The organism is Mesorhizobium sp. M1E.F.Ca.ET.063.01.1.1 (genome assembly GCF_003998155.1).
GTDB lineage: Bacteria > Pseudomonadota > Alphaproteobacteria > Rhizobiales > Rhizobiaceae > Mesorhizobium.
In genome coordinates, this window is record NZ_RZSC01001066.1 from 1 (window position 1) to 1,540 (window position 1,540).

Sequence of the window (1,540 nt, forward strand, 5' to 3'; positions counted from 1 at the left end):
CAGCGCGACCGCCGAATACACATCGAAATCCTCGCTGGTCGCTTACGACAATCTCGGCAACAAGGTGCTGCTCGACGTCTATTTCACCAAGACGGGCACCGGCACCTGGTCGGTCTCGGTCTTCGACCAGTCGAAGGCTACTCCCGGCACGTCCTTCCCCTATACGGGCGGCGCGCTGGGCTCGGCCAACCTCACCTTCGATACCACCACCGGCAAGCTCACCGGCGCGACCACGGGCATCTCCTTCACGGTGCCGAACGGCTCGACCCTCAACCTCGATCTCTCCAAGATGACGCAGCTTGGAACCGGCTTCACGGTCTCCGACGCCAAGGTCAACGGCAATCCTCCGAGCACGATCGAGAAGATCCAGATCAGCCAGGACGGCGTCATCTACGCGCAGTATCAGGACGGCACCACCAAGCCGCTCTACAAGATACCGCTGGCCGACGTTCAGAGCCCCGACAACCTCACCGCGATGCCGGGCAACGTCTACGTGCAGAGCGCGGATTCAGGCGCCGTCCGCATCGGCTTTGCCAATGAAGGAAAGCTTGGCTCGGTCGTCTCGGGCGCGCTCGAAAACTCCAACGTCGATATCGCCGAGGAACTGACCAACATGATCGCGGCGCAGCGCAGTTACACCGCCAATTCGAAAGTCTTCCAGACCGGTTCCGACCTCATGGACGTCCTCGTCAACCTCAAGAGATAACCCATCGGGCGCCAGCCCGTGAAAGACCCGCATGTCGCTTTCCACCGCATTAAGCATCGCCCAGTCGGCGCTCCTGGCCACATCCAAGCAAACCAGCGTCGTGTCGCGCAATGTGGCCGACGCGTCCAACCCGGACTATGCCCGTCGCGTCGCCGTCGTCACCAGCACGGCGCCCGGCGCGCGATCGGTGGAGATACAGCGCGCCGCCAACGACCTTCTGTTCCGCCAGAACCTTTCCGCGCTGTCGGCATGGAGCGGCCAGAGCGCGCTCTATAGCGGCATGGATCAGCTCGACCTCTCGGTCAACGGGGTCGACAATGCGTCGTCCCCGTCGACCGCGATCGCCAACCTGCAGCAACAGTTGCAGCTCTATGCCACGACGCCTTCGAACCAGAACCTTGGCACCGCCGTCATCGACGCGGCCAAGCAGGTGGTGAACTCGCTGAACGGCGGCACCAAGGCGATCCAGGACTTCCGCACCCAGACCGACGGCCAGATCGCGACCGCCGTCGACGACCTCAACTCGCTGCTCAGCCAGTTCCAGGACGCCAACAAGGCCGTCATCTCGGGCACCCGTTCCGGCACGGACGTGTCCGATGCGCTCGACCAGCGCGATGCGCTTCTGAAGAAGATCGCGGAATATGTCCCGGTCTCGACCTTCACGCGCGGCGACAACGACATGGTCATCACCACCACTGATGGCACGACGCTGTTCGAGACGGTGCCGCGGTCGGTGACCTTCACGCCCTCGGCAGGTTACACGGCCGGCACCCCCGGCAATACGATCTACATCGACAATGTGCCGCTTTCGGCGGGCGCTGGCGACAACGCCAC

Annotated in this window: 2 protein-coding genes; both read left to right on the forward strand. The window is 63.4% G+C overall.

Annotated elements, in window-relative coordinates; genetic code table 11:
• Positions 1 to 706, forward strand: a 706-nt coding sequence (locus EOA29_RS36030) for a flagellar hook-basal body complex protein (RefSeq protein ID WP_127222366.1), incomplete at its 5' end; no start/stop codon positions are given.
• Positions 707 to 737: 31 nt separating this feature from the next.
• Positions 738 to 1,540: flagellar hook-associated protein FlgK (gene flgK, locus EOA29_RS36035; RefSeq protein ID WP_127222367.1), on the forward strand; the 803-nt coding region annotated here is incomplete at its 3' end.